The following is a 16347-nucleotide window of genomic DNA, read 5'->3' as shown; positions in this document are numbered from 1 at the left end:
TCTCAGTTACGCAGGATCTCGGGCACGCTGGCGGCCCAAGGTGCAGAATGCGTTCATACTGACCAGTCCGGCGCCAGACGCCGCGAGCGCGCCCCTTCTCCCTGTCTCGTTTCGGATCGAACATGATGCCGCCGAATTGGTCAAGGAACGTGCTGGCGGCGGCCAGGTCAGCGAAGCAATGCAGCCGCCATTCTTCGTACTTGCCGTCGGGCCATGTCGCCTGCACTTTGCGAGTTAGGTACCGGATGCCCTGCGCCTTACAGAACTCCGTGATCCGCGTGAGATTTCGGTCAACGCACAGGTCGTCAGGCAATGCGACCTGGTGTGGCCAATCGCGATCGATGACAGACAGGGCAGGGGTGGCCCTGCTGCGCTTTGGCATCAGTGCGATGTCGGCTTTTCGGTTGCCGCCTCAAGAGCATTGATGGCGAGCCTTGCATGTCACTGCCACCGGGTTGCCTTCGCAGGAGAGGTCTGCAATAAATTGCCTCTGCGCCAGCTTCCTGGTTTTGCTTGCGAAGCTGTAGAAGGCCAGGAACGACACGACGAATATCCTGGGCGCGACGTCTCAGGATCGTGGCTCACTCCCCCGTGGGTTCCAACGTTCGGCCTCGCAGCGCATCGCTGCCCCGCGCCGGACCCATCCGCGGGAGTCTTGGCGTGCCGAAAATTCACTCCACCCAGTCTGGTATCGGCTATGGTAAATTGACGCTGTGGGAATTAGCGGATCCGGCGGCGACGGTACAGGCAGCGATTGAGCTTTATGGTTCGGATGCCGCAACCGCTGCGGCATGGTGTGCATTGACCGCGAATTTCGACGGGCGCGAAGACGACTACCGCTTCTGGTGCGCGGTTTTCTCGAAACTGGGCAAAAAACTGCAGGCTTAAGGCACTCAGCCTTACGCCGCTCTGAGGATGAACATTTGCCACTGCAACCGATTCGAACCATTGGAACAAATCGTTCCGGGACTTGCGTTGGGCACGGCAAAGCCATCGGCAAAAGAGCTCGAGCTCTTCAATGTACGAACAATATATTTTAGCCCCGTAACATCATTTCATTTAACTTTAGTACGGCTCCCGGAGGCGATTGGGTTATTCTTCCTTGCACACCCGTTTCGAGGAGAAGCTGTTTCTCAGATGGACCCAAAAACGATCTCCGCGGCACGCGAAGATACCCCTCCCGGGAGCGTCGTTTATCGGGATCTTGACCTTGTGGAGCCCACTTCTTTCGATCCTGGAAGAGTGACTGGACAAAGGCTCACTGGAACCGTCGGGTGGCAACTGGCCAAAGACGTTGATGGGGCGCTGCGCGCCGGTCCAAACGCTCGAACATATTAATGACGGCGCGCCGGGACGATAGCGGCTGCCACCGCGCCAGACCTGCAAATTCGCCCACCGCCATGGCGCGCAGCATCGATCGGCATCGGCGCCTTCTTGCCGCGGTCGACAAATTCTCCTGTAACCGGAGCGCCAATCGCTGGGCCGCGCGATGGGTTGCTTTCAGGTTGGGCCTGGCTGTAAGCCGTCTTCTCGAGCGAGCGGCGCGGCGGCGATTGATCGAGCTTGAGGCCGTTGACGGCTGTGATGCCAACCAGAAGGTTCTCTACCTAGTCGCCGCAACCCTGGCGCGGAAGACGGAGTTGCTGCCTGCGGACGTCGCGGAGGTCGAGGCCAGTGTCGAGGCGTTCCGGCCCGACATTGCTGCTTTTCTGCGGAAACATCACACCTGAGTTCCGAAGTAATTCATGGGATGGAACCGGTGGCATCGGTCGCCGTCCAAAGGCCTGGGCCCAGCTATCCGCCAGCAGTCATGACACTGTTCAGTCGCTATGGGTGAACACATCAGTGGCCGGCATCAGACCCAGAATACTGATCGCGCGCGCGCCGCCATCGATCTTGATAGTACCATTCCAGAGTGCTGACGTTACGTGCGCGAGGCCTTACCGCACTGGCCTATCTGTGGGCTCGCAAAGGCGGGCTCGATCAGGCCGCCCGGGGGCTGGATGGTTGAAGGTCAAAGTGCTTGTTGTGGGAGCGCCCGCGTTGCGGCGCAAAGATGCAGCGCTTCAGTCTCGCTTACCGCCCTGGAGCTGATAGCCGCCCAGGTGGGCCTCCACCAAGAACCTGCCGCGCACATCGTTTCACAGGTCGTTCCCGGGCTGCTTAAGGCGCGTTCGGTTCGTCGGACCCGGGGGCCCTTCTCCCAGCCGGCGAACAAGTTCGGCACTTGAATGGAACCTTTCTTCCGTTCGGGAATTTGCGTGGGTCAAAGGGGATTCGGGACCGCAGCATGGAACAAGGAGTTTCGCCGGCTGGAACCTGCGCAGCGGGCTCCCAGACCCATGAGACGAGGTGCGAAGCGGAAATTCCGGACCTCGTGCTCAGCAGCGAACTGGACGATTTCTTCGAGAATGCGGCGGTCGGGCTCCATCTTGTAGCAAATGATGGAACCATTTTACGTGCCAATCGCGCGGAACTGGACATGCTGGGTTATTCGGCCGACGAATATATTGGCCGAAACATCCGCGAATTTCACGCCGACAGCACGGCAATCGAGGATATTCTAAGCCGCCTGTCTCGGCATGAGCGACTTCAACATTACCGCGCCAGGCTACGAGCCAAGGACGGCTCCATCCGTTGGGCCGAGATAACGTCCAATGTGCGCGCCATTGGCGGGCGGTTCCTCAATACGCGTTGCATCACCATCGACGTGACGGAAAAGGTCAAAACGGAAGAGTTGCTGCTCGAACAGGAGCAGAGACTTGCGCTTACCTATGACAGCGCCGGTACAGGCATTGTGGAAACGGATGCCGAAGGCCGGCTCCTGCGGGTGAACGCGCATTTGTGCAATCTTTTAGGCTATACATCGGAGGAACTGGTCGGACGATCGATTTTCGATCAGACTTTTCCCGCCGACGTCGAAGCGGACCGCGAGCAATACCGGCGGCAGGTTGCAGGTGAGATCAAGAGCTACACGATGGAAAAGCGGTTCGTTCGAAAGGACGGGTCGGCTTTTTGGACTGACATGACCTCCTCCAGCGTCTACGACAGCAGCGGCCAGTTTTGCTATGCGGTGCGGGTGCAGCATGACATCAGCGAGCGCAAGCAGATCGAGGCTATGCTCGCTCAAAGGGCGGAAGAGCAGGCGGCGTTGCACCACTTCACCGAAAGGCTCCAGCATGCCCGCGCGCAGAAAGATGTCTACGAGCCGGCGCTCGACGCAATCCAGCGCGCGCTGGGCTGCCAGCGCGCTTCGATCCTGCTGCTGGACAAAGAAGGTGTCATTAAGTTCGTTGCCTGGCGCAACCTGTCGCAGGCTTATCGCGCCGCGGTAGAAGGCCATTCGCCCTGGTCGGCAGACAGCCTGGATCCGCGGCCGATCTGTTTGGAGGATGCGCAGAAAGCCGACCTTCCTGCAGGATTGAAGGAGGCGATCCGAACCGAGGGCATTGGCGGGGTCTGCTTCATTCCGATCATGGAATCCGGGCGGCTGCTGGGCAAGTTCATGGCCTACTTCAACCAGCCGCACAGTTGCTCTGTAGAGCAGATCGAAGTGGCTCGGACCATTGCCCGCCAGCTTGGGTTCGGCATCGAGCATCTGAAGGCCGAGAATGCAGCCCACCACCTCGCGGCCATCGTAGAATCTTCCCAGGACGCGATTGTGAGCAAGGATCTCAACGGCATCATCTCGACCTGGAATCGAGGTGCCGAACGCGTGTTCGGCTATTCGGCCGCAGAGGTGATCGGCAAGTCCATCACCGTCATTATTCCGGCCGATCGGCTGGACGAGGAGCCGTTGATATTGCGTCGCATCCGAAATGGAGAACTCGTCGACCACTTCGAGACGGTCCGTCAGCGCAAGGACGGAACTTTGGTTGACATTTCCTTGACAATATCGCCTGTGCGAGACGGAAAGGGCCGTATCATCGGCGCCTCCAAGATCGCCCGCGACATAACCGAGCAAAAGCAGGCGCAAGCGAAGCTGCGCGAGAGCGAGCGCCACCTTCAGGACCTGCTCGCAGCCATTCCCGCCGCGATCTACACAACCGATCAGCAAGGCAAGATTACTTATTTCAATGAAGCCGCGGTGGAACTCGCCGGCCGCAGGCCGGTGATCGGCAGTGACGAATGGTGCGTAACCTGGAAGCTTTACTGGCCGGATGGAACGCCGCTTCCTCACGACCAGTGCCCGATGGCTGTTTCCTTGCGAGAGGGCCGGCCGGTCCGAGGATATGAAGCGGTTGCCGAGCGACCGGACGGAACGCGGGTCCCGTTCATTCCTTATCCGACACCCATGCGGGATGCGCATGGGAAAGTCATCGGCGGCATAAACATGCTGGTCGACGTGAGCGAACGGAAGCAGGCTGAAACCCAACAGCGGATCCTGCTCGACGAGCTTAACCATCGCGTCAAGAACAACATGATGATGCTGAAGTCCCTGCTTTCAGTGTCGGCAAGAACGAGTCGAAGCCCGGAGGCTCGCCGCACACTCGACGAGGCAAGCAAGCGCGTGGCGACCATGGCTGCCGCGCAGCGGGTTCTCTATGATACGGGCGACGCCACCAACTTCAGCGCGCAGCCTTTCCTGGGCGCCGTTTGCGAAACCGCCAAGCAAATGTTCCCGCCTGATATTAAGCTGGTTTGCGAGGCGGATCCTATCCAATTGCCGAACGACGTTGCGATGCCTCTTGCCCTCATTGTCAACGAGCTTTTGATCAATGCCGTAAAATATGGCCTGAACGGCAACACAAGCAGAACCATCCACGTAGACATCCGAAGGAATGGTCACGGCAATGTGCTGGTGGTCGAGGATGAAGGCCCAGGTTTCGACCTGAGCTCGGTACGCCAGTCATCTTCGGGCTTACGGCTGGTCGAGGGCTTGGCGCGACAGATTGGCGGCACCTTCGAAGCACAGCGGGATCCCTGCCGATGCATGGTGACATTTTCTCATACACCGGAGGGGCTTGGCGATGCGACCAGACGAATCGAGGCCTGAGGTAGACCAAGCCGGGGGGCTTGAACGAGGATTTCGCCCGCAACTGGCTTTCTCAAGAGACGACATGGTCAGTGGCCCCCTCGAAATCCCAAAGGGCCCTTTGATACTCATCGTCGAAGACGATTATCTGATCGCGCTCGACATAGAGGACGGTCTGACCGCGGCGGGCTTCTCGCTGGCGGGAACAGCAAGCAGCGCCGATGAGGCGATCCGCATCGCGCTCGCGACCAAGCCGGTGCTTGCCCTGATGGATATCCGCCTACTTGGCCAACGCGATGGCATCGACGCTGCGTTGGAACTGTATCGTGAACACGGCATACGATGTATTTTCACGACCGCGCATAGCGACCGTGAGGTGAGGCTTCGAGCTGAAGCGGCAAGGCCGCTCGGGTGGATGCAGAAGCCCTACTCGGTAGAAGCTGTTGTTGAAGCCATTTGGAATGGCCTCGAAGAGCTCGGAAAGCAGAGCTGAAGCCTGCAAAATTTCGCAACTGGCACTCGCTTCGAGACAAAGCTCAAAACTGCTCTTTGAGCTTCATCCCAAGAACGCTACCGATCCGAATGAATTGAGCGTCTTCTGGCATCCAGGAAAGGCGGCGTGATCTCATGTTCGCGCTCGGCGAGCAGATTGAGATCGGCGATCGGCTTTCGCATCAGGCTGTCATCGGCGGCCTTGGCCCGCCATTCGTCCATGTCGAGAACGTATGTCGCCCACATCCCGTAGCGCGCGGACATGGCCTGGCGTTGCCACTGCCAGTACTCCGGGCGGGCAGGGGAGCGCGTTTCGACCCGTGCCCAGCCCGTGCGCAGCATCTCGATGGCGAGGTCGCGTTCATGCGCGAAACACCTGCCTCTCAGCGAACCGCCATGATCATCAAACGTGCCAGAACAGACGATCATTCTGCCGCCGACCACCCGCCTGAGCCAGGCTTTAGCCAACGGCCCACACGGGAGCGGCTTGAGAAAAGGGCTTTCGCCGTGCCGCTGCGGATCGAAGGCCCATTGCGGCAATTCGCAAGTGTCAATGCCCGCGAGGCGAACCTCCAGGGCCGATCGAGGAAACCACAAGGTACGACCATCGATCACGCTCGCACGCCCGACGATGGTGTCGGCGACTTCGCTAAAGTCCTTCGACGCCGGCCGCTGAACCTGCGCTCCACCGGGCCCGTTGGCAAGGTCGACAGCCGACGACGGAGAAGGAAGGCAAGCACAGATCAGCGCCGCCAGTGCCCGCGCGACATGGCGCGCGCTCATGGCCGTGACGCCTCCACCCTGGCAGCCTGGCCAAGCAAGATGGCTGGATGCTGGACATCTTTGAATTGCCACAAGCCGGCGTGTCTGTCGCGCGCGGCCTGCTCCGCGACAGCGTAGCCGAGATGGTAAGGCAATCCGTCGGCGCGCAAGGCAGCAAAGGCAAAGCCGGTTGTGATCATCAGGTTGCCAAGATCGACCCGGTCGCGCCCGATCGTGACGAAACAGGCAACGTGCAACGTATCGCTCACCCTCGCCACGGGCGCGCATTTGGGCTTTGCATCGGCGATGTAGGCGCCAAACATGGCGAGTGAAGCTTCGCCGCAATCGGCACGGCGGCCGTTGCCGCCGGTGTAGAAAGTCCCGCGAAGACAAGCCTGGACACCATAAAGATGATACTTCGTGCCCGCTTCGATCCAGCTGTCGCCGCTCTCCAGCGTCACGCCTGGACGCAGCTCGAAATAGCCGGGCGGCGCCGCCCTCGCCGGACTTGCGACCAGCGTAAAGACCAGGAGGATAGGGGCGGTCCTCATCGCGCTTGCGCCTTGATTCTCGGATCGACCCACATGCCGTAACCGCCGCGGCCGATCTTTTCTGCGTCCGCCAGATCCTTGCGCGCCGGCGTGCCATCGGGCTTTCTGGCGATCCGGTGAGTGCCGATCGAGACCAGTTGTTCCTCGAACATGTCGATCGTGTCAAGACTGCCAGGATAATTGTAGTAGCCGTAGCAGGTCGCGTCCTGGACCGGGGCGTTCGCTTCACTGACGAAGGCCCGGCAGAAGATCACCCTGGGCGACTGCAACAGAGTTTCGAGGCCCTTTCTGGCATAGTCGGCACAGCTGCCTGAGAAATCCTCGCGGCGGTTGACCAGATCTCCCTCGCAGGGCTCGAGGCCGTAAAGGTGGATGACCGTCTTGGCATCGATTCGGAAGTCGGTTGGCGAGATGGCCCTGAAGCCACTGGTGGATGCGAAGCCTTTGCGTTCGGCAATGCCGCCCTGGCCGTCATGGTATTCCACGACCAGCACTGTTTTGCCCGCTGCCGCAAGGGACCTCACATAGCCCTGGTCGATCCGTTCGGCCGCCATGGCCGGCAACAGTGACGCCAGGCAAAGAACGAAGCTGCTGCATACAGTGCCCTTCATGCCGAACTCCCAAATAGCGCGTCATTCTCATCGCAATTTGCCCATTTCCGGTCCGTCGCGCAACAAAAAACAATATCGATTTGACATTCTTTTTTCCGTCGGCTACCGATTTGTCGAAATCGACCACCCGGCAGCAAGAGACCCAACATGGCTCATCGCTTGTCCAGATCGGCGAACCGTCGCCTGGTTGCCCTGCTGACCTCGGCCATCCTGACCTTATGCTGGACGCAGCCGTCGACCTGCTTAGCCGAAAGCCGTCAGCCCGCCCAACCTCGCACCGATCATGCGCCCGGATCGCCAGTGCAGGACGACGGTGCGATCGATGCGATTTTCGACAGACGCTGGTCCAACGCGGCGAGGGAGTATGTGCTCGACCCGGACGGCAGCGTTCGTCAACCCGGGACTCCACACAACAGCGGTTTCGGCGCTGCTGAACCGGGGCCGATGGCGGCCATCTCACACGCGGCCAGGCATAGTCGGTTTGACTTTGTTCTAACCGACGCCGCAACTCCGGATATCAGCGAATGCGCACCGTCACCGCTGAGCTCGGATGAGGTCGCAAGGCTGGTGGCGCAAGCTGCCTCGAGACACGGCGTCGATGTGGATTTCGCGCTCGCTGTCGCCTCGGCCGAAAGCCGCCTCGACCGGGCCAGAAATTCTCCTAAAGGGGCGCGTGGCCCGATGCAGCTGATGCCGGCGACCGCGGCCCGCCTCGGCGTCAGCGACATCTGCGATCCGGCCGACAACATCGATGGCGGCGTGCGGCTGCTGCGCGATCTGTTTGCCACCTACCGCAATCCGCTGATCGTCGCGGCCGCCTACAATGCCGGCGAGGCGCGTGTTCACGAACATGGCGGGGTTCCACCATTCCCGGAGACGGTCCGGTTCGTCGCCGAGGTCATCAACCGGCAGCTAAGGCTGCCAGGTCTCAAGCGGGAGACCGGCGGCGATGCCGCCGATCCTGGCTTGGCCGGCAGGGCTACCACTTTCATCGGAATGAACTCTACGGGCAAGCCGCGGCAGTGGGTTGGCGGCGTCCTGCAATTCTAGCGGAGGAAGACATGAAGCAAGGTCTCTCGAGCGCGCCCCCGACCTCAACGACGCGAACCGTCAGCGTCGCCATTGTCGTGGGCCTGTCATTGTGTGGCGTTGCCGATGCGGCGTTTGCCCAGACCTCCGGCGCTTTCGCGCCGCTCGAGACGGCCGTGCAGATGATCGTCGATTTCATAACCGGCCCATTCGGACGATTGCTCGCCATCATCGCTGTCATCGGCCTTGGCTTCCTGGCCTTTGCCGGGCGCCTGTCGTGGTTCACCGCAGGCGCGGTAGTGATTGGCATCGGGCTGGTGTTCGGCGCGCCGGCGATCGTCGATCAGATGATATCGGCTGTCGGGAAATGAGCGATGAGTGACCGTTCCGAGGACAAGCCGCAACTGACACCCCTGGTCATCGGGCTCACCCGGCCGCCCATAATGTGGGGCGTGCCGCTCAACGCCTTCTACATCATCGTCGGAATGACGCTGATCGCATTCCTGGTGACCAGCAGTTTCTGGGCGGCGGCAATCGCGCCCGTCACCTACCTTGCCCTGTTTGCGCTCTGCAGCCGCGACGTCCGCATCCTCGATCTTGCCCAGACCGCAGGCCGCCGGACACCGCGCACACCAAACAGGACGTTCTGGCAAACCAATTCATACGGTCCATAATCATGCTCAACATCGTCGCCGAAGAATTGGGCTTTGGACGTCAACGGCGTCGCGACAGACCAATGGCCATGCACGTGCCCTACATGCGCCACCTCTCCGACACGGTGATCGGTCTCGAAAGTGGAGCCCTGCTCAGCGTGATCAAGCTCGACGGCCTGTTCTTCCAGACCGAGGACCAGGCAGAGCTCAACATGCGCGCCAGCGTCCACAACACCATGATCCGGGCGCTTGGATCGAGCCGGTTTTCGCTCTGGTCGACGGTCATCCGCAGGCAAGTCGTTCCCACAATCGGCGGTTCGTTCTCGGACCCGTTTTGCGAGCTCATCAACGCGCGCTACATGGCCGAGCTCAAGCAGCGGCGCATGTTCACCAACGAGCTTTACCTCAGCGTCGTGCGCGCCCGCATGCGCGGGGCATTGGGGGTAGCCGACACGCTGTCTGGCCTGTTCAACCGACCGTCGGACAAGGAGGGGGAGGCACAGCGGGCTCGCGAGCGTGTCAACGAGCTGGAGGAAGTCGTCTCCAACATGACGCGCGAACTGCTGAAATACGCAGCCCGTCCGCTCGGTATCGCCTACCGCGACGGCCAGCCCTATTCGGAACCCTGCGCCTTCTTCAACGCGCTTCTGACCTGCGGCGCATCCAGGCCGATGCGCCTGCCCCGCATGGCCATCCGCAACTATGTGGGCACGTCACGGCTGCACTTTTCCAGGAGAACCCTGCAGGCGCAGGGGCCAAGCGCGGCTGACAGCCGCTTCGGCGCCATCCTGTCGATAAAGGAATACCCGCCTTTTTCGGGACCGGGAATGCTGGATGGGCTGCTGCAGGTCAATCATGAGTTCATCCTGACCCAATCCTTCACCATTGCCGACAAGCCGATCGCGCAGGAGCGGATCGCAAGATTGCAGCGGCAGATCCAGGCGTCCGACGAAGCGGGCAGCACGGTCGAAACCGACATCGATTTCGCCTTCAACAGCCTGGTGAACCAGGAAGCCGTGTTCGGTTATCACCATTTCAGCCTGATGTGCCTGGCGCGCGATCTGGCCGGTGTCGACAAATCCGTGTCGGAACTTGGTGCCTGCCTGACCGACATGAACATCAACTGGCTGCGCGAGGACCTCAACATGGAGGCCTCGTTTTGGGCGCAGCTGCCAGGCAACCACAGCTACATCGCCCGCGCCTCGATGTTGTCGAGCGCCAATTTCGCCGGCTTTTCGTCCATGCACAATTTCGCCACCGGCAGGGCGACGGGCAATCACTGGGGCTTGCCGATCTCGATCCTGGAGACGACGTCGCAGACGCCTTACTGGTTCAATTTCCACCAGCGCGACATCGGCCACTTCCTGGTCACCGGTCCAACCGGGTCGGGCAAGACCGTGGTGCTCAGTTTCCTGCTGGCACAGGCGCTTCGTATCTCGCCCGAGCCGCGCGCGGTGTTTTTCGACAAGGATCGCGGCGCCGAGATCTTCATTCGCGCGGTAGGCGGCAACTACGAGGTGTTGGAGCCCGGGGTCGCCACCGGATTCAATCCTCTGCAGATGGAGAACACGCCGGCCAACCGCGAATTCCTGCTGCGGCTTTTGAAGGCGATGCTGCAACCTGCCGACGGCCGCGGCTTTTCGCAGGAGGAAGAGTACACGCTTGAAGCAGCGATCGGCCGGATCTGCCAGGAGCCGGCGCAACGACGCACCTTGGCCAATCTGTCCGGCCTGCTGATGGGGCGAGCGCGCTCCGATGCCAATGACCTCCAGTCGCGTCTCAGGCCCTGGTTCGAGGGCGAGAAGGGTTGGTTGTTCAATGCGCCGCGCGACGTGCTGTCGTTCTCGGGCAGCCGCATTTTCGGTTTCGACATGACGCACGTCCTCGACAATGCGGAGGTGCGCACGCCAGCGTTGATGTACCTTTACCATCGGCTCGATGAACTGCTCACCGGCGAGCCCGTCCTGATCTTCATGGATGAGGGCTGGAAGCTGCTGCAAGACCCGACCTTTTCGCGCTACATCGTCGACAAGATGAAGACGATCCGCAAGCTGAACGGCATCGTCGGGTTCGGCACGCAGTCGGCAGCAGACATTGCCAGGGCGCCGCAGGCGCACACCCTCATCGAGCAGTCATCGACAAACCTGCATTTTCCCAATCCGCGCGCCGATGAAGAGAGCTATGTCGGCCGCTTCGGCCTGACCGCAAAGGAGTTCGCCTTCGTCAGGAACACGCCGCCGGAGCGACGAACGTTCTTGATCAAGCATGGCAAGGATTCCGTCATTGCCCGTCTCGATCTCTCGGCCATGCCCGATATCCTCAAGGTCCTTTCAGGCCGCAAGGACACCGTCGAGGCATGCGCGGCCTTGCGCGTGCGCCTGGGCGACGATCCGGCGCTGTGGCTGCCGGAATTCTGTGGCTGGGAACAATCCCGATGATCCGGCGTCTCCCTCTGCTGTTAATGCTTCTTGCCTCGCCCTCGGCCGCTGATGTCGCGACCATCGACCAGCCGGTGCTCGAAAGACGAAAGGATCGCAACGGCAACGTCGCCGCCATCGAAAAGGCCGATCGCGACCGCTACGGCATCAATGAGAGCATCACGTGCTCGATGTATCGGCCAGGTCGAAAGGACGATCCCGTCGCGGCCGCCAATGCCAACCCGTCCATAGCGGGCCTTGTCCGGCGCGTGGCGCGGGAGGAGGGCGTCGACGAGAACCAGTTCCTGGCCCTGGTCTACCAGGAAAGCAGGTTCAACCCGTGTGCAAGATCCGGCGCCGGCGCCATCGGGCTGGCACAGCTGATGCCCGGCACCGCAGCGGACCTGGGCGTCAACGCCTACAGCATCGAGCAGAACCTGCGGGGCGGGGCGCGCTACTTCAAGCAACAGCTCAGGCGCTTCAACGGAAACATCTCCTTGGCGCTGGCGGCTTACAATGCCGGTGCCGGCAATGTTGATAAACACGGCGGCATTCCGCCCTTCCGCGAGACACAGACCTATGTCGCGGCCATTACGCAAAAGTGGCTGCCGGCCTTCGGCGGCTCCGACAAGTCAGGCATTCCATTGAACTATGGCGGCACTGGCGGAGCCTATGAAGGCATGCGCATGGCGACGTTGAACGCCATGGCGGCGACCAGCGCCGCCGGCGATGGATTGGGCGATGTCGCATCATGGTTCCAGCAGTTTGGGGCGCTCGAATCCGGCACGCTCCAAGACAGCTGGGACCACAATTCCGGAGCCCGCAATGCCAATCTCGAGATGTTGAACCGCCTGATCCAATTGGGCGCGAGCCTCGCCGATCTCGTCAACTCCAACAACGCGGTGACGCTGAGCGACGTGTCGGGTGCGAGCCGTTCGGCAGACTACGCAAAACCCGCTAATCGGCGGCCTACGAACGGGGGCTTGTGCGACGTGCGTCCCGGTCTGATCTGGAGCGGCGAAGCTCAGGGCTGCGTGCAAAAGCGCGAACAGGATGACGAGTTGCTGCTCAATGCGCAATAATGGAGGTTGCAATGCGTGCTCTTCTGCTTCTGGTTACGACGGCGATCGCCGTCACTTCGGCCAAGGCCGACATTCCCGTCATCGACAAGACGAACTATGCCGTTGCCAGGGACACCGCGGAGAAGACGGCAAGAATCCTCGACATCAACAGGGATATCCTGACCACCGTCGAAAAGACGTTGCAGGCCGTGACGGGGGACCGTGGCAGCGATGCCGGTTCGCTCAAGGACCTTGCGATCGGTAACGGCTTCAGCGTCTCTTCGGTACCCTCCTTCGACAGACTGCTCCAGAACGGTGTGCCCGATTTCGGCGCCATGGGACCGGAGATCGCGAAGGCCGCGACGGTGTTCATCAATGGCATGCAACTGGTGAAATCGCTTTCGGGCAAACAGGGCAGTTCGCTCGCCAGCGACAGATCCTATGAGGAACTGGTCAAAACGGTGCTGGGCGTGTCGGCCCTGATTGCAGGCTCGCGACAGGCGATCGAGACGCGCCGCGCCGCGCTCGAACGCGCGGGGCAAAGGATTGGCCAGGCGCGGGACATCAAGGGCTCGATCGATCAGAATACGCAGTTGCAAGTCCAGACCGGGCTGACGCTCAACGAGATGATCGGTGTCTTGAACAGTGCCGTCCAGTCGCTGCAGGCCGAGAACCAGCGCAAGCTGACCGACATCTCCAACACCAAGAAGGCGCTGACCTACCAATGAAGACGGTTCCGCAGGGACTGATCGCCATGTGCGGGATCATGCTGCTTGCAGGATGCGGCACGGCCAAGGAGAAAACAGCGCCCTGCAAACGGCCGGCCAGTCTCATGAGCTACGCGACGCCCGCTGCAGGTCTCGAATGCGGGCCCATGCAAGCGCTCAATGGCGACGAAGGCGCGGCCCGGGCATTGATCGGCGATCTTCCTGCTCGATCGCAATAGGGGGAAACCGTGGACAATTTCATTGGCGAACTTCTCCAGCGCATCGATGCCTCCGGCGAGAATTTCTCCGAGCACGCGTTCGATGCGCTAAGCAGAGACATCGAGCCGCTGCTTCGTCTGCTCTTCGTGCTGGTCGTTCTCTTCTACGGGGCTCAACTGGTTCTCGGCACGGCGAAGGTGAGCGCCGCGGAAGTCGTCGGCCGCATCGTCCGTGTCATGCTGATCCTGGTCCTGGCAAGCACCTGGTCCAATTTCCAGGCGCTGGTCTATGGCTGGATCACGAAGGTCCCGGAGGCAGCGGGACGCGCCATTCTGGCCGCGTCCGGCACGGGGGTGACGGAACCGAGCAATGGGCTATCGGAAATCTGGCAGACCGCCAATGTGGCCGCTTCGACATTTTCCGAACAGGCCGGCTATTTCTCGGTGCTGCCTGCATTGATCGGGATGATCATCATGGCCTTCGCAGGGCTGTTCGTCTCCGTCGCCCTGGGAATCCTGGTGCTGGCAAAAGTGATCCTTTGGGTCCTGCTTGGGACGGCACCGGTGTTCATCGCCTGCATGTTCTTCGATGTGACGCGCCACTACGCGATCGGGTGGCTGAACCAGTCGCTGCTTTATGCGCTGATCCCGTTGTTCGTCTACGTGATCGCCGCCTTCCTGATTGCGGCCATGGCGCCGGAACTCACAAAGATCAACCAGTCCTCCGGCACTCGCGAACTGACACTGAGCGACCTTGGAGCCTTTGTGATGTTGTGTCTGGCCGGCAGCTTTGTCCTTTTCCAGATACAATCGCTGGCGCAAGGTATTGTCGGCGGACTTGCGATGCCCATCGGTCAACGCTCACGCGCGCTGACCGCCAGCGGGGTGCTGGCGGGACGCGTGGCGATCGCCAGTTCGGCCCGGCAAATGCAGGCCGCCACTCATCGCGTGCAGGCAAGGCTGCACAGCACTCAAACGCTGCCCCGCGAGGCCATGCAACGCGCCATCACCGCCAACGGGCAGACGCGATAGCGACCGACGCGGCGACAGACATCTCACCAAGGTTGCGACAGAAACCATGGCCCGAACCACCGACGAAAAGTTGCGATCCTACTTCCAGGATGGGGCCATCTGGGAGCACGAGATCGTCAAGCGCGCCAAACGCTCCAGCCGCATCGCCTGGACCATCGCGCTGATGTTTGCCGCCATCACAGCCCTTGCCCTGCTGGCGCTGGTGCTGATGCTCCCGCTGAAGAGCTTCGAGCCGTATCTGGTGGAGGTGGACAAGAACACCGGCTACATCGAAGTGAAGTCGGGACTGACGCGGGTCTCGAATCTCACCGATCAGGAGGCGGTCACCCAGGCCAATGTGGTGCGCTACATCCGCAACCGCGAGGGTTATGATCCCTTTGCCATTGACGAATATTTCGGGATCGCAGCCCTCTTGTCGACGGGCGAAGCGGCCCACGACCTGCAAACGCAGTTCAGCGCCGCCAACCCGCAAAATCCAGCAAAGCTATATGGCCGGTTGCGGCGGGTTATGGTCGACATCAAATCCGTCAGCTTCCCCAATGCCAGCACGGCCATCGTGCGCTTCTCGACGACCCAAAAGAGCGAGACGGAATCCATCGACAGGCATTGGATCTCAGTGGTGAGGTTTCGCTATACCGAGACGCCGCTGAAGAACGAATGGCGCTTTGAAAACCCGCTAGGCTTCCAGGTCTACAGCTACCGTCGAGACCAGGAAACGGTGACATCGGGCGCCGAATGATGGCGAGCAATGTTGTCGCCTTCGCATCCCTGATCCTGGCCGGGCTGACCGCTCCCGCGCTGGGGGCGCAGACGCCGAAGGGCGGCCGCCTGGACGCGCGTGTCACCAGCGTCACCTATCAGGAAAACAACGTCGTCCAGGTGTTTGCCACCTATGGCATATCGACCATGATCGTGTTCGACGAGGACGAGAAATTCGAGACCATATCGCTCGGGGATACCGAAAGCTGGCAGGTGGTGCCGGCCGAGAAGGGCAACATCCTCTTCCTGAAGCCGATCGCCCGGAACGTGACGACGAACATGAACGTCGTCACCAGCAAACGCATCTACTTTCTGGAACTGCATGACAGCGCTCCAGACAAGGGCAGGCAGGTCTTCGCCATCCGTTTCACTTATCCGGACAAGAAGCTGAACGCGGCGCTGAGGCAGGAAGCCGAGCAGCGCGCCGCCTGGCCCAGCATCGCAGCCATCGACAAGGCCAACGTCAATATCGACTACTCGTTTTCAGGCGATGCGCGGCTGAAACCATCGTTGGTCTTCGATGACGGGAAAAAGACCTTCTTCCGTTTTGGCGGGCGTGCTCCTGCGATCTTCGCGGTCAATTCCGATTTCTCCGAGACGCTGAGGAATTTCCGCAAGGAGGGCGAGTATATCGTGGTCGACGGCGTGGCCACCCAATTCACGCTGCGCGACGGCAATCAGTGGATCTGCATCTTCAACCTGGGAAAGCCCGATTTCGGCGCCGCCGATCCGGATGTCCTTGGCCCCGCGCAGGATGGTGAGGCCACGATCCGCAGGAGGAGCGGCAATTGATCCAGCGCAGTCCCGAACTGGAGGCTTTGGCCGGCGCCGACGATCCCGCTGTTGGCGACGCCTCGGTGCGGCGCAAGCAGCTTGCCGGCCGTCTCGTCTTGATGCTCTTTGGCCTGTTCGCGGCCTACTTTGTCCTGGCCGGCCGCGGGCCTGCTCAGCGCAGCGTGGTCGCCGACGACGAGCAATTCTCCACGATGGGCTTTCGGCCTCCTTCGTTCATGCGCGAGCATGACCAGCCGGCCAAGCCGGCAGCGCCCGAAGTGATTCAGTTGCCGCCACCCCCGCCAC

17 protein-coding genes and 1 pseudogene are annotated in these 16347 nt (G+C 61.1%); 15 read left to right on the top strand and 3 right to left on the bottom strand.

All coding sequences use genetic code 11. From position 1 onward, the window contains the following. Positions 1–660 precede the first annotated feature (660 nt). The 4 genes from LB551_RS28745 to LB551_RS28730 all read left to right on the top strand — a co-directional run bounded on the left by LB551_RS28745 (position 661) and on the right by LB551_RS28730 (position 5468). Entirely contained in the window at positions 661–888 is a 228-nt protein-coding gene (locus tag LB551_RS28745; protein WP_224661299.1) for a hypothetical protein, read from the top strand. Positions 889–1337: 449 nt separating this feature from the next. Next, positions 1338–1730: a hypothetical protein gene (locus LB551_RS28740; RefSeq protein ID WP_224661298.1), complete on the top strand. Its 393-nt coding sequence runs from the start codon at positions 1338–1340 to the stop codon at positions 1728–1730. Between the two features lie 560 nt (positions 1731–2290). Further along, on the top strand, positions 2291–4996 hold the full coding sequence (locus LB551_RS28735; RefSeq protein WP_224661297.1) for a PAS domain S-box protein: 2706 nt from the start codon (positions 2291–2293) through the stop codon (positions 4994–4996). 64 nt (positions 4997–5060) lie between these two features. Next, positions 5061–5468: a response regulator gene (locus LB551_RS28730; RefSeq protein ID WP_224661296.1), complete on the top strand. Its 408-nt coding sequence runs from the start codon at positions 5061–5063 to the stop codon at positions 5466–5468. Positions 5469–5545: 77 nt separating this feature from the next. On the opposite strand, the gene LB551_RS28725 is transcribed toward LB551_RS28730, so the two are convergent. The 3 genes from LB551_RS28725 to LB551_RS28715 are packed head-to-tail and all read right to left on the bottom strand — an operon-like array spanning position 5546 to position 7391. Further along, on the bottom strand, positions 5546–6250 hold the full coding sequence (locus LB551_RS28725; RefSeq protein WP_224628866.1) for a thermonuclease family protein: 705 nt from the start codon (positions 6248–6250) through the stop codon (positions 5546–5548). After that, complete coding sequence (locus LB551_RS28720; protein WP_140554229.1) at positions 6247–6780, bottom strand: thermonuclease family protein; 534 nt, start codon at positions 6778–6780, stop codon at positions 6247–6249. The genes LB551_RS28725 and LB551_RS28720 overlap by 4 nt, the downstream gene beginning before the upstream one ends. Beyond that, positions 6777–7391, bottom strand: coding sequence for a hypothetical protein (locus LB551_RS28715; protein WP_224628868.1), 615 nt, complete (start codon positions 7389–7391; stop codon positions 6777–6779). The genes LB551_RS28720 and LB551_RS28715 overlap by 4 nt, the downstream gene beginning before the upstream one ends. Positions 7392–7757: 366 nt before the next feature. Between LB551_RS28715 and LB551_RS28710 the strand changes: the two genes are divergently transcribed. The 11 genes and pseudogenes from LB551_RS28710 to LB551_RS28660 form a co-directional block, all read left to right on the top strand. Then, positions 7758–8441, top strand: a complete 684-nt coding sequence (locus tag LB551_RS28710) for a lytic transglycosylase domain-containing protein (protein WP_224661295.1) — start codon at positions 7758–7760, stop codon at positions 8439–8441. Positions 8442–8452: 11 nt separating this feature from the next. Next, positions 8453–8791 carry a TrbC/VirB2 family protein gene (locus LB551_RS28705; RefSeq protein WP_140554226.1) on the top strand — a complete coding sequence of 113 codons (339 nt, stop codon included), beginning with the start codon at positions 8453–8455 and terminating at the stop codon, positions 8789–8791. Between the two features lie 3 nt (positions 8792–8794). Further along, entirely contained in the window at positions 8795–9094 is a 300-nt protein-coding gene (locus LB551_RS28700; protein WP_140554224.1) for a type IV secretion system protein VirB3, read from the top strand. Between the two features lie 2 nt (positions 9095–9096). Next, the gene (locus LB551_RS28695; protein WP_140554268.1) at positions 9097–11511 is read left to right on the top strand and encodes a VirB4 family type IV secretion/conjugal transfer ATPase; all 2415 of its coding nucleotides are present in this window, start codon (positions 9097–9099) and stop codon (positions 11509–11511) included. Then, the gene (locus LB551_RS28690) at positions 11508–12572 is read left to right on the top strand and encodes a lytic transglycosylase domain-containing protein (RefSeq protein WP_140554223.1); all 1065 of its coding nucleotides are present in this window, start codon (positions 11508–11510) and stop codon (positions 12570–12572) included. Before LB551_RS28695 ends, LB551_RS28690 begins: the two co-directional genes overlap by 4 nt. A gap of 11 nt (positions 12573–12583) precedes the next feature. Beyond that, positions 12584–13279 carry a type IV secretion system protein gene (locus LB551_RS28685; RefSeq protein WP_140554221.1) on the top strand — a complete coding sequence of 232 codons (696 nt, stop codon included), beginning with the start codon at positions 12584–12586 and terminating at the stop codon, positions 13277–13279. Beyond that, positions 13276–13497, top strand: a complete 222-nt coding sequence (locus LB551_RS28680) for a hypothetical protein (protein WP_140554220.1) — start codon at positions 13276–13278, stop codon at positions 13495–13497. The genes LB551_RS28685 and LB551_RS28680 overlap by 4 nt, the downstream gene beginning before the upstream one ends. Positions 13498–13506: 9 nt before the next feature. After that, the gene (locus tag LB551_RS28675; RefSeq protein WP_140554218.1) at positions 13507–14508 is read left to right on the top strand and encodes a type IV secretion system protein; all 1002 of its coding nucleotides are present in this window, start codon (positions 13507–13509) and stop codon (positions 14506–14508) included. A gap of 46 nt (positions 14509–14554) precedes the next feature. Beyond that, a complete protein-coding gene (locus tag LB551_RS28670; protein WP_140554217.1) occupies positions 14555–15247 on the top strand; it encodes a virB8 family protein in 693 nt (230 codons plus the stop codon). Next, positions 15247–16059 (top strand): P-type conjugative transfer protein VirB9, encoded by an 813-nt coding sequence (gene virB9 / locus LB551_RS28665; RefSeq protein WP_140554215.1) that lies wholly within the window; start codon positions 15247–15249, stop codon positions 16057–16059. The genes LB551_RS28670 and virB9 overlap by 1 nt, the downstream gene beginning before the upstream one ends. Continuing rightward, a pseudogene (locus LB551_RS28660) lies at positions 16056–16347 on the top strand (conjugal transfer protein TrbI); the annotation flags it as partial. The gene virB9 and the pseudogene LB551_RS28660, both read left to right, overlap by 4 nt.

Origin of the sequence: Mesorhizobium sp. BR1-1-2, from assembly GCF_020165435.1 — a bacterium.
Taxonomy (GTDB): domain Bacteria; phylum Pseudomonadota; class Alphaproteobacteria; order Rhizobiales; family Rhizobiaceae; genus Mesorhizobium.
The sequence above is the reverse complement of the archived record's forward strand: the minus strand, read 5'-3'. Positions and strand labels throughout refer to the sequence as shown.